Raw genomic sequence first — 22,372 nt, forward strand, 5'->3', positions numbered from 1 at the left:
CCAGCCTATCGGCTCAGGCGGTGAGCTCCGCGTACAGCGCGCGCGTGGTGTCGGCGATCGCTCCCCAGCTGAACTCGTCGCGAGCCCTCTCCCGACCGGCCTCGCCGTACGCGCGTGCACGCTCGGGATCGGAGGTCACCTCTGTCAGCACCCGCGCGAGATCCGCGACGTAGCGCTCGGGGTCGACCGGCGTGCCGGTGCCGTCCTGCACCTGCTCGATCGGCACCAGGCGCCCCGTCACGCCGTCGGCGACGACCTCGGGGATTCCACCGGTCGCGGTCCCGACGACGGCGGCGCCGCACGCCATGGCCTCGAGGTTGACGATCCCGAGCGGCTCGTAGACGGAGGGGCAGACGAACGTGGTGGCGGCGGTGAGGATGGCGGAGAGCTCGTCGCGCGGCAGCATCCGCTCGATCCAGACCACTCCCTCCCTGGTCTGCTGCAGGAGCTTCACCCCCTCCTGCACCTCCGCCATGATCTCGGCGGTGTCGGGCGCACCCGCGCACAGGATCAGCTGCACCTCCGGGGGAAGCAGTCGCGCCGCCTGCAGCAGGTACGGCAGGCCCTTCTGACGGGTGATCCTGCCGACGAAGACGACGGACGGACGCGACGGGTCGATTCCCACGGACTCGAGGAACGCGGGGTTCTGCACCGGACGCCACCGCTCCACGTCGATGCCGTTGTGGATCACCCGGACCTTCGCCGGGTCCACCGACGGGTAGCTGCGCAGGATGTCCGCGCGCATGCCCGCGCTCACCGCGATGACCGCGGCGGCGTTCTCGTACGCCAGCTTCTCGATCCCGCTGGAGACCGCGTAGCCGCCTCCGAGCTGCTCGGCCTTCCAGGGCCGCAGTGGCTCGAGACTGTGGGCGGTGAGCACGTGCGGGATGCCGTGCAGCTGCGACGCGAGGTGACCCGCGAAGTTCGCGTACCAGGTGTGGCTGTGCACGAGGTCGGCGTCGGAGATCGCCGCGACGATCTCGAGATCCGTGCCCAGCGTCTGCAGCGCGGCGTTCGCGGAGGCGAGTTCGGAGGGGGTCCGGTAGGCGGACGTACCCGCCTCATCTCGGGGCGAACCGAAAGCCCGCACCTGCACGTCGATGCTGTGTCGCAGCGCCGTGACGAGCTCCGCGACGTGCACTCCGGCACCTCCGTAGATCTCCGGCGGGTATTCCTTCGTGATCATCTCGACGCGCATGGTTAGACGGTAGTGACTCACTTGTCCAGATGCTAGTTCGGCGGGTCGATTCGCCTCTATGGTAGGTGCATGTCCGCTCCAAAGAAGATCTTCGGCATCATCCTCGCCGGCGGCGAGGGTAAGCGTCTCATGCCCCTCACGGGTGACCGTGCCAAACCTGCCGTGCCTTTCGGTGGACAGTACCGCCTGATAGATTTCGCGATCTCGAACCTCATCAACTCCGGTCTCCGGCAGATCGTCGTGCTCACCCAGTACAAGTCGCACAGCCTCGACCGGCACATCTCCCAGACCTGGCGGATGTCCGCGCTGCTCGACTCGTACGTCGCGTCCGTGCCCGCCCAGCAGCGCCTGGGCAAGCGCTGGTTCTCGGGCTCGGCCGACGCGATCCTGCAGAGCATGAACCTGATCAACGACGAGAAGCCCGACATCGTCGTGGTGATCGGCGCCGACCACGTGTACCGCATGGACTTCCGCCAGATGCTCGACGCGCACATCGAGTCCGGCGCGAAGGCCACCGTCGCCGGCATCCGTCAGCCCATCTCGATGGCATCGCAGTTCGGCGTGATCGACGCGGACACGCAGTCGGGTCGCATCAAGCAGTTCCTCGAGAAGCCCACCGATGCCACGGGACTCGAGGACTCTCCGCACGAGGTCCTCGCATCCATGGGCAACTACATCTTCGACGCCGACGCGCTGATCGCTGCGGTCGAGGCCGATGGGGAGTCTCCCACCTCGGGGCACGACATGGGCGGCGACATCGTGCCGTACTTCGTCGACCGCGGCGAGGCCGGCTACTACGACATGAAGCAGAACGACGTCCCCGGGTCGTCGCCGCGAGACCGCTCCTACTGGCGCGATGTGGGTACGATCGATTCCTTCTTCGACGCCCACATGGACCTGATCTCGACCCTGCCGATCTTCAACCTGTACAACATGGAGTGGCCGATCCACTCGCAGGCGGTCAACTCCCCGCCTGCGAAGTTCGTGCGCGACTCCGTGGGGCGCATCGGCAATGCGATCGACTCGATCGTGTCGCTCGGGTCCGTGCTGTCCGGAACGCACCTCGAACGCAGCGTGGTCGGGCCGTGGACCCTTGCGGGCGGCGGTTCCACCATCACCGACTCCGTCGTCTTCGACGGCGTGCGGGTCGGTGCGGGCTCCCGCGTGCACCGCGCGATCCTCGACAAGAACGTCGTGCTCGCCGACGGGGCGACGGTCGGTGTCGATCGCGAGCGAGACCTCGCTCGGGGCTTCACGGTCACCGAATCGGGGATCACGGTCGTGGGCAAGGGACTCTTCATCGAACGCTGAGCCCGAAAGCTCCTCCGACGCCGCCCGGCGGACGATCACGGCATCCCGTGGTCGTCCGCCGGGCGGTGTCGCTGTCGCTAGGCTCGAAGCCGTGACCTCTGCGCGCTTCCTCGTCGTCCTCGATGCCGATTCCACCCTGATCCGCAACGAGGTGATCGAACTGATCGCCGACGAAGCGGGGCGCCGCGCCGAGGTGCAGGCCGCGACCGAGGCGGCGATGCGCGGCGAGATCGACTTCGCGACGAGTCTGCGCTCGCGGGTCGCCGCCCTCGAGGGGGTCCCGGTCTCCGCATTCCCGCGAGTGCTCGCCCGGATCGAGCCGACCCCGGGGGTGCGCGAGCTGACCTCCGCCGTGCATGCACGGGGCGGAGTCGTCGGCGTCGTCTCCGGAGGTTTCCACGAGATCCTCGACGACGTGGCTCCGGGTCTGGGCGTCGACCGGTGGCGCGCGAATCGGCTCGACGTCGTCGACGGCGCCCTGTCCGGTCGCGTCGACGGCGCCATCGTCGACGCCGCGGCCAAGGCGGCGTCGTTGCGCGAGTGGGCGGACGAGCTGGGAGTCCCCCGCCACGCGACCATCGCCATCGGAGACGGCGCCAACGATCTGCAGATGATGGCCGCGGCGGGCCTCGGCGTGGCCTTCAACGCCAAGCCCGCGGTGCGTGCGGCCGCCAGCATCGTCGTCGGCCCTCAGGACCTGTCCGAGGTCATCGCGCTGCTTCCGTAGCGGATGTCGGCGGCTCGGTCTATCGTCGCCGCATGGACATCATCCTCATCCCCGGACTCTGGCTCGACGCGTCGAGCTGGAGCGACGTCACATCCGATCTCGAACGGGCGGGGCACGCGGTGCATCCGCTCACGATGCCTGGGGTGGGTGAACCCGCGGATCAGTCCTCGGAGATCGGCATCTCGGACTGGGTCGAGGCCGCCGTCGCGGCGGTCGACGCGGTCGTCGACACGGCGGGCGGCCCGGTCGTGGTCGTCGGTCACAGCGGCGGCGGCAACGTGGCGTGGGGCGTCGCCGACGCTCGTCCCGACGCCGTGTCGCGCGTGGTCTTCGTCGACACGGTGCCGCCACCGTCCGGCATGGGCATCAGCGAGTTCGAGGTCGTCGACGGCGTCATACCGTTTCCGGGCTGGAACCACTTCCCCGCTGAAGACGTCGACGACCTCGATGAGGCGACACGCGCCCGCACCGCACCCCTCACCGCCAGCGTCCCCGCTCGGGTGCCCACCGATCCGATCGAGCTCGCCTCAGGCGGCCGGCACCGTGTTCCGGTCACCATGCTCATGGGCGGCTTCGACCAGGAGACCCTCGAGTCCGAGCTCGCCGAGTGGGGGCCCTACGCCGACGAGTTCCGTGCGATCGACGACGTCGAGGTCGTGCGGATCGGGTCCGGCCATTGGCCGCAGTTCTCGGTTCCGAGTCGTCTGGCGACCCTCATCGATGCGGCGGTCGTCCGGCGCTGAGGTCAGTGCCCCATCCCGAGACCGCCGTCGACCGGGATGACCGCCCCCGAGATGTAGCCGGCGTCGTCGCCCGCCAGCCAGGTCACGACGCCGGCCACCTCGTCGGCCGTCGCGAAACGGCCGGCGGGGATGTTCGCCTTGTACTGCTTCTGCGTCTCCTCCGGCAGTTCCGCCGTCATGTCCGTCTCGATGAACCCCGGCGCGACGACGTTCGCCGTGATGCCACGTCCGCCGAGCTCACGCGTGAGCGAACGCGCGAATCCGACGAGCGCGCTCTTGGACGCCGAGTAGTTCACCTGTCCCGCGGACCCGTACAGTCCCACGACGCTGGAGATCAGGATGACGCGTCCGAACCGAGCGCGCAGCATGCCCTTGGACGCGCGCTTGACCACCCGGAACGTGCCGCCGAGATTGGTGGCCACGACGCTGTCGAAGTCGTCTTCGCTCATGCGCAGCAGCAGAGTGTCCTTGGTGATTCCGGCGTTGGCGACGACGATCTCGATCGGTCCGAGCTGCTGCTCGACCTCGCTGAACGCCGCGTCGATCGCGGCGGCGTCGGTGACGTCGGCGCGCACGGTCAGCGTGCCTTCCGGACCCTCGCCGCTGCGAGCCGTGACCGCGACACGGAAACCTTCGCTGACGAATCGTTCGGCGATCGCACGGCCGATGCCGCGGTTGCCGCCTGTGACGAGGACGACGCGAGAACTCATTTCCACTCCTGATCTGGCCACTGCGGGTCGGGCCTGGTCGAGGACGATTCTATCGAGGATGCTCCCCCGCGACCGCGGCACGTTTGACAGGGGACCTCGGTGCTGGAACGCTGAGCCTGACGAAAGGCACCACGTGAGCGACAACAGCATCCCCACTTCCTCGGGAGACCCGCAGCAGACCCCGCCTCCCGCGCAGCCGTTCGCCCCGGCACCGCCCGCTCCCCCGTATCCGGCGGACACGACGGGCCAGCCGACTCAGGCCTACCCCGGTGCTGCGCCGTCGATCCCCGGTCCGCCGCAGCCGTACGGAGCGCCTTCCTCGCAGCCCTACGCCGTCGCCCCGACCTACCCCGCACCCCCGCAGCAGCCGTACGGCTCGGCCGCTCCCGGGTATCAGACCTACGCCCCCGCGTACCCGGCGGCTCGTCCCGCCAGCGGACTCGCGATCACGTCGCTGATCTGCGGAATCGCGGGCGTCGTCCTCTTCTGGGCGGTCGTGCCGCTGCTCGCGTCGATCATCGCCGTGATCACGGGCCACATGGCGCTGAAGCAGACCAAGCAGAACCCTGCGATCGGCGGACGCGGCATGGCTTTCGCCGGCCTCATCATGGGCTACATCATGGTCGCCTTCCTCGTCATCGGCATCGTGATGACGATCATCAGCATCGTCTTCTTCGGCGCCTTCACACTGCCCTTCATCTTCTCGTCCTGAGCCGCATGAAGGGGCGCCAGAGCGTCCGCACCGGCGTAGGCTTGACTCATCGTGAAGAGCAAGTCGCAGGTCCCGGCTGTCACCTCACTGCCGCAGTCGCCGCAGGCCGAGGCGGACCACCGCGTGCGCCGCTACGCGCTCACGATGACGATCCGCATCATCTGCTTCGCGCTGATGATGTTCGTGCAGCCGTACGGCTGGTACACGTGGGTCTTCGCCGCAGGCGCAGCGGTTCTCCCCTACATCGCCGTCGTGTTCGCCAATGCGGGAAGCGACAGCACCGAGACCGCCGCGGAGTCCCCGGTGCAGCAGATCGAGGCGGCACCGCCCGCCAGTCCTGCTCCCGTGGTCGAGGCATCGGATCCCGGCGTCTTCCTGATCCGCGAGACGCGTCGGGACGACGAGTGAGCGAACTGCAGTGCTCGCGCGCCGGCTGCCGGAGCGCGGCCTCGAAGCAGGTGGTGTGGCGCAACCCTCGCATCCACTCCGCCGATCGGGAGAAGATCTGGCTCGCGTGCGGTGAGCACGTCGAGTTCCTCCACGACTACCTGTCAGCTCGGGACTTCCCCGTGACCGTGAGAGATGGTGTCCCCTCATGAGCACCCGGCTCGGCCGATGGACCGTCTACGTGCTGATCGCGATCGGATTCGCGATCGCCTGCGCGTTCCTGTCGAACTGGCAGTTCGAACGCAACGTGACCCGTGCGGAGCAGATCGCTCTCGTCGAGAAGAACTACGATGCGGACCCCGTGCCCCTCGTCGACCTCATCGGCGCCGACGGATCGCTCGACCCCGGAGACGTCTGGCACCCGGTGGTGCTGAACGGCGAGTACCTCCCCGACGAGCAGCTGCTGGTGCGCAACCGACCGCACGGCGGTACGAGCGCCTTCGAGGTGCTGGTGCCTTTCCGTGATGCAGACGGGCGGGTGTTCATCGTCGACAGGGGGTGGGTGCCGCCGGGCGAGGGCGATGCTCCCGATGCCGTGCCTCTCCCGCCGTCCGGTGAGGTCGAGGTCATCGTCCGCCTGCGCCCTGGCGAGCAGCTCCCGGCATCCGGTCGCGGTGCTCCCGAGGGCCAGGTCCCCACGATCAACCTCCCTGCGATCGCCGGGATGGTGGGGGGAGATGTGGTCACCAGCGCCTACGGTCAGATCGTCAGCGAGGACCCGAGCGGAGAGGGAACCCTCGGCGGGTTCGACTCCCCCACCGACGATCCGGGCCCGCATCTCTCGTACGCGATCCAGTGGATCCTGTTCGCCTTGATGGGCTTCGTGTTCATCGGATACATCATCCGCACCGAGATCGTGAAGCATCGCGAGGAGGTCGAGGGCGCACCTGCCCCCGTCAAGACGCCGCGTCGACGCGACAAGGACGCCGACGTCGAGGACGAGCTGCTCGACGCGAACGTCTGACCCGTCCGTACGTCTGAGCCGTGCGTGTGAGCGGCCGAGTCGATCGTGCCGCTCCGTCGACGCTGACGCTCAGTCGACCGTGACGCTCCGGGACCAGCCGGCACCGTCGGGGACGTACACCACCCGCGTGTGTCGGCGATCGCGGGAGCCCTGCCAGAATTCGATGCGCTCGGGGACGATGCGCCAGAGAACCCAGTCGCCGTCGGCCACGCCCGCGCGCGCGGCCGGAGATCGGGCGGCGAGGTCGGCGGCGCTCTCCTCCGCGCTCGCCTCCTCGACCCGACCACGCACCCGTACGGCACGGACCTGAGGCTGCCACCAGAAGTTCAGCGCCGCTGCGGGAGCAGCGCTCAGCTGCGCGCCCTTGCGCGACGACCGGGTGCTCGCGATCGCCCACCCGCGCTCGTCCACGCGTTTGAGGATGAGCGTGCGCGCATCGGGGACGCCCGCCGCGTCGACCGTCGCGAGCGTGGCGGTGTGCGGCTCCGGCACGCCCGCCGCATCCGCCGCGTGCAGCCACTCGCCGAAGAGAACCGTCGGATCGTCCGGCAGCGCCTCCGGATCCCACTGCGGAGCAGTCCCGGTGAGCGCGTGCCGCCCTCGCAGCCAGTCGTTCAACGGGAGGGCGTCGGAGTCAGAGCCGTCATGCGTCACGGTTCGACCCTACGACACTCGGCGCCGGATCAGGCGAGCTCGATGAGGTCCTGGTAGTCCTGGCTCCAGATGTCCTCGACACCGTCGGGCAGGATGAGCACGCGCTCGGGGTTGAGCGACTGCACCGCGCCCGGGTCGTGCGAGACGAGAACCACGGCGCCCTCGTAGTGCGCGAGCGCTCCGAGGATCTCCTCGCGCGATGCGGGGTCGAGGTTGTTCGTCGGCTCGTCGAGCAGGAGCAGATTCGCCGACGACACGACGAGAGTCGCGAGCGAGAGTCGGGTCTTCTCCCCACCCGAGAGGACACCCGCCGGCTTCAGCACGTCGTCGCCCGTGAAGAGGAAGGACCCGAGCACCTTGCGGGCTTCCATCTCGGTGATGTGCGGCGCCGCCGAGACCATGTTCTCGAGCACAGAGCGGTTGACGTCGAGGTTCTCGTGCTCCTGTGCGTAGTAGCCGACCTTGAGGCCGTGTCCGGGCTCGAGCTGCCCGGTGTCCGGCTCGTCGACGCCCGCGAGCATGCGCAGCAGCGTGGTCTTGCCCGCACCGTTGAGTCCGAGCACCACCACCTTGGATCCCCGGTCGATCGCGAGATCGACGTCGGTGAAGATCTCCAGCGAGCCGTAGGACTTCGACAGCCCGGTCGCCATCATCGGGGTCTTGCCGCAGGGGGCCGGCTTCGGGAAGCGCAGCTTCGCCACGCGGTCTTCCTGGCGCACGTCGTCGAGTCCGGCGAGCAGCTTCTCCGCGCGGGCGATCATCTGATGCGCCGCGGCGGCCTTGGACGCCTTCGCCCCGAAACGCGCCGCCTGCAGCTGCAGTGTCGTCGCCTTCTTCTCGGCGTTGGCGCGCTCCTTCTTGCGGCGCTCCTCGTCGGCCACCCGCTGGCGCAGGTAGTTCTTCCAGTTCATGTTGTACGTGTCGATGATCTGACGGTTCGCATCGAGGTAGAACACGCGGTTGACCGTCTCGCCGACGAGCTCGACGTCGTGGCTGATCACGATCAGCCCGCCCTTGTAGTTCTTCAGGAACTCCCGCAGCCACACGACGCTGTCGGCGTCGAGGTGGTTGGTGGGCTCGTCGAGGATCATCGTCTCGGCGTCGGAGAACAGGATCCGCGCGAGCTCGATGCGGCGACGCTGTCCACCCGACAGGGTCGACAGCGGCTGGTCCAGGATGCGGTCGGGCAGAGACAGGTTGTTGGCGATCGACGCGGCTTCGGCTTCGGCCGCGTAGCCGCCCTGCCCCTCGAACTCCTCCGTGAGGCGCGCGTAGCGCTTCATCGCCTTGTCGGCCACGACGGGATCGTCCGATCCCATGGCGAGAGCCGCTTCCGTCATGCCGAGGTTGAGCTGCCCGAGACCGCGCGCATCGAGGATGCGGGTGCGGGCGAGGTCCTCGGGATTGCCCGAGCGGGGGTCCTGCGGAAGATAACCCAGCTCCCCGGATCGGGTGACACTGCCCCCGGCCGGAAGCACGTCGCCGGCGAGCACCTTCGTGAGGGTGGTCTTGCCCGCGCCGTTGCGGCCGACGAGACCGATCTTGTCTCCGTCGCTCACACGGAACGACACGTTCTCCATCAGGAGGCGTGCGCCCACGCGGATCTCGAGTTCGTGCACGGCAAGCACAGCGGGATGTCCGTTCATTCAGGGGGAATCGGCCGAGCGGCCAAACTCCCAGTATAGATCGCTCCGCTGAGTGTTCCGTCGATGCGTCGCCGCACATCTACCTCCGTGGGGGGATGCGGTCGATACCCCAGGGTGATGACCCGCCGCCCCTCTGATTCCTAACCTTCTGAGGTGGACGTCATCAACGAGCTCATCCTGCAGACCGTCGCCTCCCCCTGGCTCTACGCCGTGCTGTTCGCGGTGACCGTCATCGACGGGTTCTTCCCCCCTGTGCCGAGCGAGACCGTCCTCGTGGCGGCGGCCGCGGTGCTCGCCTCCGCGGGCGACGTGTGGGCTCTGCTGCCGCTCGGTCTGGTCGCCGCCCTCGGCGCCGCCGTGGGCGACAACATCGCATTCGGGCTCGGTCGCAGGCTCGGCACGACGAGATGGTCGTGGATGCGGCGTCCCCGCGTCGTCGCGACCTTCGCCCATGCCGAGCAGGCGCTGTCGCAGCGGTCCGCAGCGCTGATCCTCGGCGCCCGCTACATCCCGGTCGGGCGCGTCGCCGTCAACATGTCGGCAGGGGCTCTGCGCTTCCCCTGGCGACGGTTCGTGCCACTGAGTCTCGTGGCCGGTGCGAGCTGGAGTGCGCTCAGCCTGACGATCGGGCTCCTCGCGGGCTCGTGGGTGCAGGAGCAGCCCCTGGTCAGCGCCGGGGTGGGTGTCGTCGTCGCGCTCGCCCTCGGTGTCGTCATCGATCGAGTCGCGGCCGCCCGACGCCGGCGCGCCCCGGTCGCGCAGCTGGCAGGATGACAGTCATGGCACGTCGACGGCCGCGCATCGCGCGCGCTCCCCGCATCGCACGTCGCACCGTCGTCCTGGCCGTCATCGGAGCAGCCGGCATCGTTCTCTTCTCGGTGCTCGTGCCGATCCAGACGGCGTTGTACGGCACGCCTCTCCCCCTCTCGTTCATCCTCGCCGCCGCTGTGTGCACGGCGCCGCTGCTGTCCGTCATGCACCCCCGCTGGGCCATCGGGATGTTCTGCGCGGCCTCGTTCACCCTCCCGCTCCTGGTGGTCCCGACGCGCGCGACCGAGTCCCCCTGGCCGTGGTCGGTCCCCGCTCTCCTCGCTTTCGTGCTCCTCGTCGGGGTCACCACCTACGTCCACGGCGCGCGGGTCGGAGCGTTCCCTCTGGCGATCGGAGCGGTCCTGTCGCTCACCGCTCCACTGCTGCGTCCGGAGATCGTCGCGACGCCCGAGACGGCGGGCACCGCGACCGCGGACCTCATCGTCACGGTGTCCGTCGCCGCGGCGGTGTTCCTGGTGGCGATCCTCGTCGCGGGACGGATGCGGGTGTCGGCCGAGCTCGTCCGGGAGCGCGAGCATTCCGCACTCGAGGAGTCCCGGCGCTCCCTCGTCGAGGAGCGCACCCGCATCGCCCGCGAGCTGCACGACGTCATCGCGCACAGCATGTCGGTGATCCAGGTACAGGCCTCGACGGCACGGTACCGGCTGCCGGAGATCGGCGATACCGCATCAGCGGAGTTCGACAGCATCGCGGCCACAGCGCGCGCCTCACTGACCGAGATGAGACGCATGCTCGGCGTGCTGCGCACCGAGGATCAGACCGCCGAGCTCGCACCGCAGCAGGGCATCGACGACATACCGGCTCTGGTGGACACCCTGCGCCGCGCGGGCGTGACGATCGGTCTGGAGATCACCGGGGCGGTGACCGAGGCACCGCCGTCCGTCCAGATCGCCGTCTTCCGCATCGCGCAGGAAGCGCTGAGCAACGCGGTGCGGCATGCCGCGGGCGCACCGGCGACCGTGCGGGTGCAGTCCGACGCCGACACCGTCCGCATCCGCGTCCGCAACGGGGCTGCGGCAGTCCCGGTGAACCCGACAGGCGGCGGGTACGGGCTGCGCGGCATGCGCGAGCGCGTCGAGCTGCTCGGCGGCGACTTCGCGGCGGGGCCGCAGTCCGACGGGGGCTGGGAGGTCGCGGCCACGCTTCCGGTCCTGCTCCCGCCCTCGAATCCCCCCGCGCCTCTCGAACGAACTCAGGAGATCCCGTGACCATCAGCGTCCTCATCGCCGACGACCAGGCCATGGTCCGTGCGGGCTTCGCCGCCCTTCTCGATGCCCACGACGGCATCCGGGTCACCGGACAGGCCGCCGACGGCGCCGAGGCCGTCACCCTCGCCGCGAGGCTCGACCCCGATGTGATCCTCATGGACGTCCGGATGCCGCAGGTGGACGGCATCGAGGCCACGCGCCGCATCCTGGCCCCGGGCTATCCTGCGGCGCATGTGCCCCGGATCCTGATGCTGACGACCTTCGACATCGACGACTACGTCTACGACGCGCTCGAGGCGGGGGCCAGCGGCTTCCTGCTGAAAGACGCGCTGCCCGAGGAGCTCGTGCACGCGGTGCGAGTGGTCGCCGGCGGTGACGCGCTCCTCGCACCGAGCGTCACTCGACGGATGATCGAGCAGTTCGCGGGACGACGTCCGCGCACGCCCCGGGCGGCGACCGCGCTCGCGGAGTTGACCGACCGCGAGCGCGAGGTGCTCGTGCTCATCGGCCGCGGACGCTCGAACGGAGAGATCGCCACCGACCTCTTCATCGCCGAGCAGACGGTCAAGACGCACGTCGGCAAGGTGCTCGCGAAACTGGGCCTGCGCGACCGCGTGCACGCCGTGATCCTCGCGTACGACGCCGGGCTGGTCGAACCCGCGGCCTGAGCACCGGTGCCGACATCACACCACGGTAGGGGTGCGAACAGCCCCGCAGGGTGATCCGCTGCGGGCCACCGGGTTCATACGCTCCTCGGACACCCATCCGAGGAGGACACCATGGCCATCGTCGACACACCGCGGGTCACCGCCGCGCCGTCTCGGCTCCCTGCGGGCCGGGACACCGGGATCGACCTGCTTCGGGCGGTCTGCGTGGTCGGGGTCGTGCTCCTGCACGCGATCATGATCGGCGTCACCGTCGTCGACGGTGCCCCGGTCTTCGCCAACGCGAGCGAGGGCACCCGATGGATCGTCCCGGTGAGCTGGCTTCTGCAGGTCATGCCGCTGTTCTTCATCATCGGCGGATTCGCCGGTGTGCTCGCGTACCGCCGTCAGCGCGACCGCGGCGCGTCTGCATCCGCCTTCATCGCAGGCCGGGTGCACCGGCTGCTGCGTCCGGCCGTGGTGACGATCGGCGTCGTGGGGATCGCACTCGGCGTGCTGAGCGCGATCGGCGTGCCGGCGGAGGTGATCATGATCGCGGGGTTCCGCTACAGCCAGCCGCTGTGGTTCCTCGCGGTCTTCCTGCTCTGCCAGGCCCTGCTCCCGACTCTCGCGCGTGCCCACGAGTCGATGCCGAAGACGACGCTGGGCGCGCTCGCTCTGGCGGCGCTGGTCGTCGACGCCGTGCGCGCGCAGACGGGACTCGAGGGCGTGGGCTTCTTCAACCTCGCCTTCGTCTGGCTCGCCCTGCAGCAGATCGGCTTCTTCCTCGCAGACGGGACTCTCGACCGCCTGCGCGGACGCACGAGGGCCCTGGGCGGTGCGGCCGCTCTGATCGCGCTGGTCTGCTCGTTCGTCGGCGGCGTCCACTCCCCCGATCTGATCGCCAACATCAACCCGCCCACCACCGCCCTGCTGCTCGTCGGGGTCGTGCATCTGAGCGCCGTCTCCCTCCTCGGCGACCGGATCAGAACCCTCAGCCGGCGTCCGGCTGTTGCGGCCTTCTCCTCGTTCGTCAACCGCCGCACCATGACGATCTACCTGTGGCACATGCCCGTGCTGCTCGCCATGGCGGGCATGTCTGCCGTATGGGCAGCGACCTCGGGCATCGCACTCCCCGCGCCGAGCAGCACGCTGTGGTGGGCGAGCAGACCGCTGTGGCTCGCATCGGCGCTGGTCCTCACCGCTCTGATCGCCGTCGTCTTCACCCGCGTGGAGACGCGCCCCTCGCCGTCGCCCACGGAATCGCGCACGCGCGTCTGGGCGGCGACCGCTCTCGGACTCGGCGGCGTCCTGCTGCTGCTGGTCGCCGGCACCTCCGTGCTCACCGCGACGATCACGGTGGGAGCACTGTTGTTCGCCGGGCGCCTCGCCGGCAGCTCAGGTCAGTCCGCGCGCCGCGAGCGCGTCACCCACATCGTCGGCATGGCGTAGCGTGCGCACCAGCAGCGGCACCACCCCTCGTGCATCGATCCGGATCCCCCTGGCCCGGTGTGCGTCCCTGACGTCGGACGCGAACGAGGCGACCACGGGGATCATGGTGAGCGCGAGCGACATGGTCATCGCCACGGCATCGGGGTTCACGCCGTACCGCCGCAGGGGCACGAGGAGGCGGTGCAGAACAGCCACCAGCTGCTCCATGGGCGTCGTGATCGTCAGCAGCGACGCCGCCAGCAGGAGGGCGACGACTCTCCCCGTGTTGATCCACGCCGTCAGCGGGGACACGAAGATCCACAGCGCCGTGCCGAGCACCAGCACGAGCCACCGCAGACGCCAGATCTCCGTGCCGAGGATCCGTACCGGCAGTCGCGCCAGCAGATACAGAACACCGACCGCGAGCAGCGCGAGGATGATGCTCATCACACCGCGCGGAACCGCCGACAGCGTCAGCGCGAGCACGGCGAGCACAGTGAGCTTCGCGCCGGCCGGCATCCGGTGCACGACGCTCGTGCCATGGCGATACGTCTGGATCATGCGCACAGATCTCGGTACGCGGCGATCACCTCGGCCGGTGCACCGGAGGCGTGGATCGCGCCATGCTCGAAGAGCACGGCGTGGTCGCAGCGCGACGCCAGTTCCAGGTCGTGGGTCACGATGACCAGCTGCGCCGCGCACGCGAGCAGCAGGTCGCCCACTCTGCGGGCATTGCGCAGATCGAGGAGCGTCGTCGGCTCGTCGGCGATCACCAGTCTCGGCTGCGTGATGAGCACCGAGGCGAGTGCGAGCATCTGCTTCTGACCGCCGGAGAGGTCGGATGCCGCGACCTGCGCGTGGTCGGACAGACCGTGCTCGGCCAGGGCCGCCGACACCCGCGACGCCACCTCCGCGCGCGGCAGACCGCGCAGCGAGAGCGCGAGGTCCTCGGCCGGAGTCGGCATGAGGATCTGCGCCTGCGGATCCGTGAACACGAAGCCCACCCGGCGCCGCAGTGCGACGGTGTCGCGCCTGCTGTCCAGACCGTGCACCCGCACCGTTCCCGTCGAGGGGAGCACGAGTCCGTTGAGCAGGCGAGCGAACGTCGATTTGCCCGAACCGTTGGCGCCGATGATCGCCGTCGTCGCCGCGGTGAGCTCGACGCTGATGTCGCGGAGGATGGCCCGCCCCTCGCGCTCGACGCTCACGTCGTCGAGCGCGATGGGGGCAACAGCCGTCTCAGGCCGCACGGACCGAGGCCGACGCGCGCGGAACCCGCGCTCCGAAAGCGCGCGGATAGGCGCGGCGCAGGGCGACCGTGAGCACCGTCGCACAGGCCGCCTTGATCAGGTCGCCGGGAAGGAACACCAGGCTCGACAGTGCGGTCGGAACGAGATCGGTGCCGAGCACGAGTGCCTGCACGGGGATCCCGAATGCGTAGACCGCCAGTATTCCCCCCAGCACCGCGCCCGACGCGACCCGCCACCAGGTGATGCGTCCGCCATGCACGAGCAGGCCGACGACGACCACCCCGACCACCCAGCCGAGGAGGTATCCCGCGGTGGGCCCGACGAAGACGCCGAGCCCCCCGCGTCCTCCGGCGAGGACCGGGAGTCCGACCGCTGCGAGGACGAGGACGAGCAGCACCGACAGCGGCGCGAGACGAGGACCCAGTACCGCCCCGGCGAGCATCACTCCCAGAGTCTGCGCGGTGATCGGCACGCCTCCGGGGACAGGCACCGTCACCGTGCCGAGCACGACGATCAGAGCCGCGAAGACGGCGATGCGAGCGAGATCCCGTCCGGCCTCACCATGGTGTCGAGTCATGCGCATGATCCTTCCTGAACACTGTTCACCTGAACGGTGTTCACTATAGTGAGGTCATGAGCCCCGAGCACAACTCGACGCGTCACGATCGCGCCGGCGTCGCACGCACCGCCCTCGCCCTCCTCGACGAGGTGGGGCTGGCCGATCTGTCGATGCGGCGCATCGCCGCGAAGCTCGAGGTGCAGCCGAGCGCTCTCTACTGGCATTTCTCCAGCAAACAGGAGCTCCTCGCCGAGCTCGCCGATCGGATCACCGCGACCATTCCCCGCGACGACGCCGATGTGCTGACGACGGCGCGCAGCATTCGGGACGCACTGTTCCGTCACCGCGACGGTGCAGAGCTGGTGCTCAGCACCTATGCACTGCAACTCGGATCGTCATCCGCCCAGTCCGCGCTCGAGGCGTCATTGCAGCGCCGAGGCGCGACGCACGCCGAGGAGCGATCGGTCGCCCTGCTGCATTTCATCCTCGGTCACGCGACGCTCGTACAGCAGCGCATGCACGCGGACAGCCACGGTGCACTCCCCTCGGCAGACACCGTCGACGTGACCGCCGGTCTCGACCGTGTCTTCGATCTCGGAGTGGCCGCGCTGAGCGGCGAGACGGCACCCGCCGGACTCAGCGCGTCGCGTCCTCCGCGGCGTGACCGAGCCTGAGCCCGGGAAGCGACGCCACGAGCACGAGCGCAAGACAGAACGCGAATACCACGGCGAATGCTGCGACCTGGCCGCCGAGACTCGCGACGGCCAGACCGGCCAGAGCGATCACCACCGCAGCCCCCGTGGAGTCGGAGATCGACAGCGCCGACGAATTGAAGCCCTGATCCCCCTCGACGGAATAGGCGATCATGAGCACCGTCAGCCGCGGGTACAGAAGTCCCATTCCGCCGCCCGCGAAGCCCCAACCCACCACGACCAGCAGCGCCGGCGCGGCTCCGAGTGCGGCGAGGAGCACGAACACCAGCGCCGTGAGCAGCAGCGAGAGGCTGATGAGCGTGATGCGGGTGTTGCCGAGACGCTCTCCGAAGCGGCCCTGCAGCTGCGACGCACCGGCCCAGGCGAGGGCCGCCAGCATCAGTGCGACGCCGGCCCACGTCGCGGTGAAGCCGAAGCGCTCCATCAGCAGGTAGGGGATGTACGCCTCCGCGGCGAAGAACGCCCCCGCCACGACACCGCGCATGAGCACGACGCTGGGCAGTCCTCGCCCGGCGCGCAGCGTTCCTCGTGGCAGCAGCGGGAGAAGCGCGACGGAGATGACCACGAGCGCGCCGATGGCCACCGGCCAGCCGACCCGCACGGCCATCTCTGCGCTGATGCCGATCAGGACCGCGCACACCGCCACGACGAACGCCAGTCCGAGGCGGATGACGAGGGAACGGGCATCCTGAGGCTCCCCGCGTCCGAGGTCGACGCCTCGCAACCGCGCCGCGATCGTCAGGAAGGCGACGGCCGTGAGCACGGCGACCCCGAGGAAGGCCCAGCGCCAGTCGAGGTACTCCGCGACGGCGCCCGCGAGGAACGGACCGATCATCGAGGGAACCACCCAGGCCGCGGCGAACGCCGCGAACACTCTGCCGTGCAGCTGCGGCGGGTAGAGCCGGGCCACGACGACGTAGAGCGCCACCGTCTGGCCGCCCGTCCCGAGCCCCTGCACGAGACGACCGATCAGGAACTGCTCCATCGTGCTCGCGAGACCCGACAGGATCAGCCCGGCGATGAACAGCGTCACCGCGACGTACAGCGCGCCTCGCGGCCCGCGGGCATCCGACCACGCTCCGGCGGCGACCATGCCGATGACGCTGGTCGCCAGCGTCCCCGCGAAGGCGACCGCATACAGTGCACGACCGTCGAGGGCGTCGCTGACGATCGGCATGACCGTGGTCACCGCCAGCGCCTCGATCGCCGCGAAGAAGATCAGGGCGACCGCGCCGGCCGTGACCCAGCGGCGCTGACGATCCCAGATCGAGACGGTCGAGGTGACCGCGGTCATCGATCCACGAGCGTCGCGATGCGCTCGACGGCCTCGGTGAGGATCTCCGGGCTCGTGCCGAAGTTCAGCCGGACGTGACCACGACCCTCCTCGCCGAAGGCGGGACCGAAGTGCAGGGCGACCCTGGCCTCCTTGAGGATGCGCCGCGCGGGGTTGTCCCCCCATCCGAGAGCGGTGAGATCGATCCAGGCCAGGTACCCGGCATCCGGGATCCGATAGCGCGCGGCGGGCAGACGCGCGGCGAGCAGGTCATGGAGAAGCACCCGATTCGCGTCGAGCGTGCGCAGCAGCCCGTCGAGCCAGGGGTCGCTCTCCTCCGTGAAAGCCGCGACGGCGGCGAGCAGGCCGAACTGGCCCGTGCGCCACTCGACCTCGACGGGCAGACCCCGCACGACCGCAGTCGTGGCGTCCGATGCGGTCACCATGAGAGCGCACTTGAGCCCCGCCAGGTTGAACGCCTTGCTCGCACTCACCACCGCATAGCCGACGGCGGCGGCCGCGGCTCCGGTGTGCAGGAACGGCGTGAAGCCCGCACCGGGCTGGGCGAGCGGCGCGTGGATCTCATCCGAGATCACCGAGACGCCGAACTCCTCGGCCAGCTCCGCCAGCGCCGTGAGCGCGTCGCGGTCGTGGACGGTGCCGGTGGGGTTGTGCGGGTTGCAGAGGAGTATGGCGGTGGCACCGCTCTCGAAGGCCGCGCGGATGCCGTCGAGATCGAGCTCCCAGGACGAGCCGGTGTCGCGCAGCGGGACCCGCTCCACCTCGGCGCTGGCCTCGGACACGAGGTCGTAGAACGGCGGATAGACAGGGGGCGTGACGACGACGCGCTCGCCCGGTCGCGTCACGCGCCGCAGGATCTCGACGATCCCCATGCTCACGTCAGCGGTGCTGCGCATTCGCGCGGGATCGGGCTGCCAGCCGAATCGCCGCAGCGCGAAGTCGCTGTACGTCGACGCGAGCGGGGTGCGGGAGGCGACGTAGCCGGTGTCCCCTCTGTCGACCGCCCGGCGCAGAGCCGAGGAGATCGTCGGAGCGAGCGGGAAGTCCGTCTCCGCGACGAACAGCGGCAGCACGTCGGCGGGATACTCCCGCCACTTCTCGCTGGTGCGCGCGCGGAGCTCCGCCAAGGGCAGAGCCCTGACCTCGAGCATCCTCAGATCGCGAAGCCGAGTGCGCGCATCATGTCGCGGCCGTCGTCACTGATCCGCTCGGGACCCCACGGCGGCATCCACACCCAGTTGATGCGGAAGCGATCCACCACGCTCTCCAGAGCCTGAGCAGTCTGATCCTCGAGCACGTCGGTGAGGGGGCAGCCAGCGCTGGTCAGCGTCATGTGGATGACGAGGGCGTCGTTCTCGTCGTCCCACGCGAGATCGTAGATGAGTCCGAGGTCGACGACGTTGATCCCGAGTTCGGGATCCATGACGTCCTTGAGAGCCTCGGTGACCTCGTCGTACTTCGCGTCGGTGAGCGTCGCTGTCATGCCGATCAGCCTACGCCTCGATGGGGGCGGCGGGGTCGAGGAAGCGGTCGTATCCCTCGTCCTCGAGCCGGTCGGCGAGCTCGGGGCCACCCTCTTCGACGATCTTGCCGGCGACGACCACGTGCACGAAGTCGGGGCGGATGTAGCGGAGGATGCGCGTGTAGTGCGTGATCAGGAGCACGCCGAGACCGGTGGACTCCTTAGCACGGTTGACGCCCTCGGAGACGATCTTCAGCGCGTCGACGTCGAGGCCGGAGTCGGTCTCGTCGAGGATCGCGAACTGCGGCTTGAGGACCTCGAGCTGCAGGATCTCGTGGCGCTTCTTCTCGCCGCCCGAGAAGCCCTCGTTGACGTTGCGCTGAGCGAACTTCGGGTCCATGCGCAGGTTGGCCATGGCCGCCTTGACGTCCTTGGTCCAGCCGCGGATCGCGGGAGCCTCACCGTCGAGAGCCGTCTTGGCCGTGCGGAGGAAGTTCGTCACCGTCACGCCGGGGATCTCGACCGGGTACTGCATGGCGAGGAACAGTCCGGCACGGGCGCGCTCGTCGACGGACATCGCGAGGACGTCGTTGCCGTCGAACGTGATGGACCCCGACGTCACGGTGTACTTGGGGTGACCGGCGATCGTGTACGCGAGCGTCGACTTGCCGGAGCCGTTGGGCCCCATGATCGCGTGCGTCTCGCCGGTGTTCATGGTCAGCGTGATTCCGTTGAGGATCGGGGTGGTCCCCGCATCGGTCTCGACCGTCACATGGAGGTCGCGGATTTCGAGAACAGACATCAGATTTCCTTCGTCACAGTCGGGTCGATGAGCACGTCGTCACCGTCGATCTTGACGATGTAGACGGGAACCGGCTCATAAGCGGGGAGGTTGCCGGGCTTGCCGGTGAGGAGCGAGAACGCCGAGCCGTGGGCCCAGCATTCCACCGTGTCGCCCTCGACGAAGCCCTCGGACAGCGAGATCTCGCCGTGGGTGCAGGTGTCGCCGATGGCGTGGATCACGCCCTCCGCGTCCTTGATCACGGTGATCGGGACACCGCTCGGCTCGACGCGGATCGGCATGTCCTGCTCGAGTTCCGAGACGCCGCACACGCGCTCCGCGCTCACGCGCTCACCTCGGAGAGTTCGGTCTCGATGGCGGCGAGCAGCTCGGATTCCAGCTCGGGAATTCCGAGGCGCTGCACGATGTCGGTGAGGAAGCCGAGCACCACGAGGCGGCGCGCTTCCTCCTCACTGATCCCCCGAGCCTGCAGGTAGAACAGCTGCTCGTCGTCGAAACGACCCGTCGCGCTGGCGTGACCTGCACCGAGGATGTCCCCGGTCTCGATCTCGAGGTTCGGGATCGAGTCGGCGCGAGCGCCTTCGGTGAGCACCAGGTTGCGGTTGGCCTCGTACGAGTCGGTGCCCGTCGCATCGGCGCCGATCAGCACGTCGCCGATCCAGACGCTGTGCGCGCTCTCGCCCTGCAGAGCACCCTTGTAGAGGACGTCGCCCTTCGTGTGCGGTCCCTTGTGGTGCAGGTAGACCTGGCTCTCGAGGTGCTGGCCGGCGTCGGCATAGGACAGACCGTAGAGGTACCCCTCGGAACCGGCTCCGGCGAGCTCCACGCTCGGGTTGACGCGCACGACGCCTCCGCCGAAGCTGATCACGAAGTGCTTGAGCGTGGCATCCGCGTCGACCCGTGCCTGATGCGCGGACGCATGCACGGCCTCGTCCTGCCACTGCTGCAGGCTGATGACGGTGAGCGTGGCGCCGTCGCGCACGATGATCTCGACGTTCTGCGAGTACTGGGCGGCACCCGTGTGCTGCAGCACTACCGTGGCGGAGCTGTGCTCGAGCGCCTCGATCACGATGTGGGCGTCGGCGCGCAGTTCGGCCCCGAGTCCCTCGACGGAGACGAGGATCGGCTCAGCGACCTCCTCCTCGCGAGGGATACGGATGTGCAACGCGTCGGTCGCCCCCTGCCACGCGACGGCGGCTGTGACGTCCTCAGCGAGGAAGACCTCACCACGAGGCGCGGTGCCCGCGGTCAGGGGTGCCGAGACGTACTGCTCGCCGGAGCGGAACGAGTAGCCCACGCCCTCGGCCGTCGCCGCGACCGCGAACAGCGCGGAGAGCTTGGACACCGGAGTGTGCTTCCAGTTCACCTCACGGCCCGTGGGCGAACCGAAGTCCGCCGGGTCGAACGAGTGGGGGCGCTCCGAGCGGGTCTGCACGGGAACGAACCCGGCATCCGAGACCTGTGCTGCGGGGTCGATGTGCGCGTTCGTATGCTGCGCCTCGCTGGGCGCCGTCGTCGAGGCCGCCATTTAGCCGACCGATCCTTCCATGCCCATTTCGATGAGCTTGTTGAGTTCCATCGCGTACTCCATCGGCAGCTCACGCGCGATCGGCTCGATGAAACCGCGCACGATCATGGCCATGGCCTCGTCCTCGGGCATGCCGCGGGACTGCAGGTAGAAGAGCTGCTCCTCGCTGACCTTCGACACCGTGGCCTCGTGACCGAGCTGCACGTCGTCGACGCGGATGTCGATCGCCGGGTAGGTGTCGGAGCGCGACTTGGTGTCGACCAGCAGAGCGTCGCATCGCACGGTGTTGGCGGAGTGGTGCGCGTTCGCGTCCACCCGCACCTCACCGCGGTAACCGGCACGTCCACCGCCACGGGCGATCGACTTCGACACGATCGACGACTGCGTGTACGGCGCCATGTGGATCATCTTGGCGCCCGCATCCTGGTGCTGGCCGGGTCCGGCGAAGGCGACCGAGAGCGTCTCGCCCTTGGCGTGCTCGCCCATCAGATAGATCGACGGGTACTTCATCGTCACCTTGGAGCCGATGTTGCCGTCGACCCACTCCATCGTCGCGCCCTCGTGCGCGACCGCACGCTTGGTGACGAGGTTGTAGACGTTGTTCGACCAGTTCTGGATCGTCGTGTACCGAACGCGGGCGTTCTTCTTCACGATGATCTCGACGACCGCCGAGTGCAGCGAGTCCGACTTGTAGATCGGCGCCGTGCAGCCCTCGATGTAGTGCACGTAGCTGTCTTCGTCGGCGATGATCAGGGTCCGCTCGAACTGGCCCATGTTCTCGGTGTTGATGCGGAAGTAGGCCTGCAGCGGGATCTCGACGTGGACGCCCTTGGGGACGTAGACGAACGATCCGCCCGACCAGACGGCCGTGTTCAGCGCGGCGAACTTGTTGTCGCCGGCGGGGATCACCGATCCGAAGTACTCCTCGAAGAACTCGGGGTGCTCGCGCAGCGCGGTGTCGGTGTCCATGAAGATGACGCCCTGCTCCTCCAGGTCCTCGCGGATCTGGTGATAGACGACCTCGGACTCGTACTGCGCCGCGACACCGGCGACCAGGCGCTGACGCTCGGCCTCGGGGATGCCGAGACGCTCGTAGGTCTCCCGGATCTCGGCAGGCAGGTCCTCCCAGGACTGCGCCTGCTTCTCCGTGGAGCGCACGAAGTACTTGATGTTGTCGAAATCGATCTCACTGAGGTCGGCGCCCCAGGTGGGCATCGGCTTGCGTCCGAAGAGCTGGTACCCCTTGAGACGGGTGTTCAGCATCCATTCGGGTTCCTGCTTGAGCGCCGAGATCCCGCGGACCACCTCTTCCGAGATGCCTCGCTTGGCGATCGCTCCGGCGGCGTCCGCGTCGTGCCATCCGAATTCATACACCCCCAGGCCGTCAAGCTCCGGGCGGTCGATCAGCACATCCGACATCACACACTCTCCTCACAGGTCCCAAACGGTGTAATCCGCCCCGACACACCTGATCCCCGTCGAGTCTGCGGGAGCGGGTGCCGTTGGTGGGCCCTCATCACCGGCGCATCCATCGCGCC

At 68.9% G+C, this 22,372-nt stretch carries 25 protein-coding genes; 11 read left to right on the forward strand and 14 right to left on the reverse strand.

Going from position 1 to position 22,372, the window contains the following annotated elements:
• Positions 1-13: 13 nt before the first annotated feature.
• Positions 14-1,198 (reverse strand): glycogen synthase, encoded by a 1,185-nt coding sequence (gene glgA, locus ASD43_RS12615; RefSeq protein ID WP_056418085.1) that lies wholly within the window; start codon positions 1,196-1,198, stop codon positions 14-16.
• Positions 1,199-1,267: 69 nt separating this feature from the next.
• Between glgA and glgC the strand changes: the two genes are divergently transcribed.
• From glgC to ASD43_RS12630, 3 genes are read left to right on the forward strand one after another with little or no spacing between them, the layout of a single operon-like run.
• Positions 1,268-2,509 carry a glucose-1-phosphate adenylyltransferase gene (glgC, locus tag ASD43_RS12620; protein ID WP_056418088.1) on the forward strand — a complete coding sequence of 414 codons (1,242 nt, stop codon included), beginning with the start codon at positions 1,268-1,270 and terminating at the stop codon, positions 2,507-2,509.
• A gap of 34 nt (positions 2,510-2,543) precedes the next feature.
• A complete protein-coding gene (gene serB / locus ASD43_RS12625) occupies positions 2,544-3,236 on the forward strand; it encodes a phosphoserine phosphatase SerB (protein ID WP_082539470.1) in 693 nt (230 codons plus the stop codon).
• A gap of 32 nt (positions 3,237-3,268) precedes the next feature.
• Complete coding sequence (locus ASD43_RS12630; protein WP_056418094.1) at positions 3,269-3,979, forward strand: alpha/beta fold hydrolase; 711 nt, start codon at positions 3,269-3,271, stop codon at positions 3,977-3,979.
• Positions 3,980-3,981: 2 nt separating this feature from the next.
• Here the strand turns inward: ASD43_RS12630 and ASD43_RS12635 are convergent, their stop codons facing one another.
• Positions 3,982-4,689 carry a beta-ketoacyl-ACP reductase gene (locus tag ASD43_RS12635; protein ID WP_056418097.1) on the reverse strand — a complete coding sequence of 236 codons (708 nt, stop codon included), beginning with the start codon at positions 4,687-4,689 and terminating at the stop codon, positions 3,982-3,984.
• 133 nt (positions 4,690-4,822) lie between these two features.
• Between ASD43_RS12635 and ASD43_RS12640 the strand changes: the two genes are divergently transcribed.
• The 3 genes from ASD43_RS12640 (at position 4,823) to ASD43_RS12655 (ending at position 6,812) form a co-directional block, all read left to right on the forward strand.
• Positions 4,823-5,401, forward strand: coding sequence for a DUF4190 domain-containing protein (locus tag ASD43_RS12640; protein ID WP_056418098.1), 579 nt, complete (start codon positions 4,823-4,825; stop codon positions 5,399-5,401).
• A 51-nt stretch (positions 5,402-5,452) separates the two neighbouring features.
• Positions 5,453-5,809, forward strand: a complete 357-nt coding sequence (locus tag ASD43_RS12645; RefSeq protein WP_082539384.1) for a DUF3099 domain-containing protein — start codon at positions 5,453-5,455, stop codon at positions 5,807-5,809.
• Positions 5,810-5,996: 187 nt separating this feature from the next.
• A complete protein-coding gene (locus ASD43_RS12655; RefSeq protein WP_056418104.1) occupies positions 5,997-6,812 on the forward strand; it encodes an SURF1 family cytochrome oxidase biogenesis protein in 816 nt (271 codons plus the stop codon).
• Positions 6,813-6,881: 69 nt separating this feature from the next.
• Here the strand turns inward: ASD43_RS12655 and ASD43_RS12660 are convergent, their stop codons facing one another.
• Together ASD43_RS12660 and ASD43_RS12665 are read right to left on the reverse strand one after the other, a co-directional pair.
• On the reverse strand, positions 6,882-7,466 hold the full coding sequence (locus ASD43_RS12660; protein WP_235564129.1) for a pyridoxamine 5'-phosphate oxidase family protein: 585 nt from the start codon (positions 7,464-7,466) through the stop codon (positions 6,882-6,884).
• Between the two features lie 29 nt (positions 7,467-7,495).
• Positions 7,496-9,094 carry an ABC-F family ATP-binding cassette domain-containing protein gene (locus ASD43_RS12665; protein ID WP_056419623.1) on the reverse strand — a complete coding sequence of 533 codons (1,599 nt, stop codon included), beginning with the start codon at positions 9,092-9,094 and terminating at the stop codon, positions 7,496-7,498.
• Positions 9,095-9,265: 171 nt separating this feature from the next.
• Between ASD43_RS12665 and ASD43_RS12670 the strand changes: the two genes are divergently transcribed.
• From ASD43_RS12670 to ASD43_RS12685, 4 genes are all read left to right on the forward strand, one after another.
• Entirely contained in the window at positions 9,266-9,886 is a 621-nt protein-coding gene (locus ASD43_RS12670; protein ID WP_056418106.1) for a DedA family protein, read from the forward strand.
• Between the two features lie 5 nt (positions 9,887-9,891).
• The gene (locus ASD43_RS12675) at positions 9,892-11,151 is read left to right on the forward strand and encodes a sensor histidine kinase (RefSeq protein WP_056418109.1); all 1,260 of its coding nucleotides are present in this window, start codon (positions 9,892-9,894) and stop codon (positions 11,149-11,151) included.
• On the forward strand, positions 11,148-11,819 hold the full coding sequence (locus tag ASD43_RS12680; protein WP_056418112.1) for a response regulator: 672 nt from the start codon (positions 11,148-11,150) through the stop codon (positions 11,817-11,819). The genes ASD43_RS12675 and ASD43_RS12680 overlap by 4 nt, the downstream gene beginning before the upstream one ends.
• A 111-nt stretch (positions 11,820-11,930) precedes the next feature.
• Positions 11,931-13,247, forward strand: a complete 1,317-nt coding sequence (locus ASD43_RS12685; protein WP_056418115.1) for an acyltransferase family protein — start codon at positions 11,931-11,933, stop codon at positions 13,245-13,247.
• Here the strand turns inward: ASD43_RS12685 and ASD43_RS12690 are convergent.
• From ASD43_RS12690 to ASD43_RS12700, 3 genes are read right to left on the reverse strand one after another with little or no spacing between them, the layout of a single operon-like run.
• Complete coding sequence (locus ASD43_RS12690; protein ID WP_056419626.1) at positions 13,194-13,787, reverse strand: energy-coupling factor transporter transmembrane component T family protein; 594 nt, start codon at positions 13,785-13,787, stop codon at positions 13,194-13,196. The two genes, ASD43_RS12685 and ASD43_RS12690, sit on opposite strands and share 54 nt — an antisense overlap.
• Positions 13,784-14,476, reverse strand: coding sequence for an energy-coupling factor ABC transporter ATP-binding protein (locus tag ASD43_RS12695; RefSeq protein WP_082539385.1), 693 nt, complete (start codon positions 14,474-14,476; stop codon positions 13,784-13,786). Before ASD43_RS12695 ends, ASD43_RS12690 begins: the two co-directional genes overlap by 4 nt.
• Positions 14,466-15,059, reverse strand: coding sequence for a biotin transporter BioY (locus ASD43_RS12700; protein ID WP_157550963.1), 594 nt, complete (start codon positions 15,057-15,059; stop codon positions 14,466-14,468). Before ASD43_RS12700 ends, ASD43_RS12695 begins: the two co-directional genes overlap by 11 nt.
• 50 nt (positions 15,060-15,109) lie before the next feature.
• On the opposite strand from ASD43_RS12700, the gene ASD43_RS12705 reads away from it, so the two are divergent.
• Positions 15,110-15,709: a TetR family transcriptional regulator gene (locus ASD43_RS12705; RefSeq protein WP_056418121.1), complete on the forward strand. Its 600-nt coding sequence runs from the start codon at positions 15,110-15,112 to the stop codon at positions 15,707-15,709.
• Here the strand turns inward: ASD43_RS12705 and ASD43_RS12710 are convergent.
• From ASD43_RS12710 to sufB, 7 genes are read right to left on the reverse strand one after another with little or no spacing between them, the layout of a single operon-like run.
• Positions 15,672-17,042 carry an MFS transporter gene (locus ASD43_RS12710; protein WP_056418123.1) on the reverse strand — a complete coding sequence of 457 codons (1,371 nt, stop codon included), beginning with the start codon at positions 17,040-17,042 and terminating at the stop codon, positions 15,672-15,674. The genes ASD43_RS12705 and ASD43_RS12710 overlap by 38 nt on opposite strands.
• Positions 17,039-18,193 carry a MalY/PatB family protein gene (locus ASD43_RS12715; protein ID WP_056418126.1) on the reverse strand — a complete coding sequence of 385 codons (1,155 nt, stop codon included), beginning with the start codon at positions 18,191-18,193 and terminating at the stop codon, positions 17,039-17,041. Before ASD43_RS12715 ends, ASD43_RS12710 begins: the two co-directional genes overlap by 4 nt.
• Positions 18,194-18,195: 2 nt before the next feature.
• Positions 18,196-18,525, reverse strand: a complete 330-nt coding sequence (locus ASD43_RS12720; protein WP_045254566.1) for a metal-sulfur cluster assembly factor — start codon at positions 18,523-18,525, stop codon at positions 18,196-18,198.
• Between the two features lie 10 nt (positions 18,526-18,535).
• The gene (gene sufC, locus ASD43_RS12725) at positions 18,536-19,306 is read right to left on the reverse strand and encodes a Fe-S cluster assembly ATPase SufC (RefSeq protein WP_056418129.1); all 771 of its coding nucleotides are present in this window, start codon (positions 19,304-19,306) and stop codon (positions 18,536-18,538) included.
• The gene (locus ASD43_RS12730; protein WP_056418132.1) at positions 19,306-19,632 is read right to left on the reverse strand and encodes a non-heme iron oxygenase ferredoxin subunit; all 327 of its coding nucleotides are present in this window, start codon (positions 19,630-19,632) and stop codon (positions 19,306-19,308) included. The genes sufC and ASD43_RS12730 overlap by 1 nt, the downstream gene beginning before the upstream one ends.
• Complete coding sequence (gene sufD / locus ASD43_RS12735; RefSeq protein ID WP_056418135.1) at positions 19,629-20,834, reverse strand: Fe-S cluster assembly protein SufD; 1,206 nt, start codon at positions 20,832-20,834, stop codon at positions 19,629-19,631. Before sufD ends, ASD43_RS12730 begins: the two co-directional genes overlap by 4 nt.
• The gene (sufB, locus tag ASD43_RS12740) at positions 20,835-22,253 is read right to left on the reverse strand and encodes a Fe-S cluster assembly protein SufB (RefSeq protein WP_056418138.1); all 1,419 of its coding nucleotides are present in this window, start codon (positions 22,251-22,253) and stop codon (positions 20,835-20,837) included.
• Positions 22,254-22,372: the final 119 nt, after the last annotated feature.

The sequence above is a fragment of the Microbacterium sp. Root553 genome (genome assembly GCF_001426995.1).
Classification (GTDB): Bacteria; Actinomycetota; Actinomycetes; order Actinomycetales; family Microbacteriaceae; genus Microbacterium.